Annotated in this window: 1 protein-coding gene; it reads left to right on the top strand. The window is 39.7% G+C overall.

Annotation, left to right across the window (positions count from 1 at the left end):
- Window positions 1-240 precede the first annotated feature (240 nt).
- Window positions 241-451, top strand: a 211-nt coding sequence (locus RVS70_RS22395; protein ID WP_321134915.1) for an ABC transporter ATP-binding protein, incomplete at its 3' end; no start/stop codon positions are given.

Here is a 451-nt window from a genome sequence, read left to right as displayed (position 1 = left end):
CCAACAGAGAAATCAAGAAATAATCGTGTGATAAATAAACCATAAACGCCAATTATGTCCAAAAAACTAATTGAAAATGATTTTCAAAGTCAGTGTTTTCTGCTACAATGTGGGATAGATGACCATATCAAATGGCTGAATATCGGAATCACTTGCATTGATGACAATTGACTGAAAAGCATGTATATAGAAAACGTGCAATACATAGTGCTGCTAAAAAGCCAGCAAAAAGGAGCGGTTATGGGTATGAGTGCAATTTCTACAGAAACGCTGAGCTTAGGATACGGGGATGCCGTTATTATTGATGAGTTGAATTTAACAATTCCCAAAGGTGAAATTACCGTATTTATTGGCAGCAATGGCTGCGGAAAATCGACACTTTTACGTTCATTAGCGCGCCTGATGAAGCCGAGAGGCGGTTCAGTGCTGCTGGAAGGAAGAGCCATTGCCA

It is taken from the genome of Virgibacillus sp. M23, from assembly GCF_034190895.1.
Classification (GTDB): Bacteria; Bacillota; Bacilli; order Bacillales; family Amphibacillaceae; genus Virgibacillus; species Virgibacillus salarius.
This window is presented reverse-complemented; position numbering and strand designations above follow the sequence as displayed.